The organism is Fructilactobacillus sp. X3R2C1 (assembly GCF_059901235.1).
The window spans coordinates 1-279 of record NZ_JBWXVA010000026.1 but is presented as its reverse complement, the minus strand read 5'-3'; the positions used below and the strand labels follow the sequence as shown (position 1 = coordinate 279).

1 protein-coding gene is annotated in these 279 nt (G+C 67.0%); it reads right to left on the bottom strand.

The window, feature by feature from the left end; translation table 11 throughout:
- The coding region (locus AC6UDB_RS07020) for an isocitrate dehydrogenase kinase/phosphatase AceK regulatory subunit (protein ID WP_500709547.1) at positions 1 to 279 on the bottom strand (279 nt) is incomplete at both ends.

Genomic DNA, 279 nt, shown 5'->3' with positions numbered 1-279 from the left:
GCAAACAGGCGTCGCGACAGCGTGTTGTAGAAGGTCTTGTACAGCTCGGCGTCGATCAGGCCCTGCAGCAGCGCGCTGTACTGGGCGTGCACCTGCAGCCACAACGCGCGCTCGCCGATCGCGTCACCGGCAAGGCGACGCAGCGCATCCATCTGCTCGGCAATGCACAGGTCGTACAGGGCGATGCGCTCGACCGCATCCTGACGCGCACCGGCCCAGTCGCGCTGCTCGAAACGCAGCCGTGCACGGGCGGTGATTGCCGCAAAGCGGGCGTGGTAC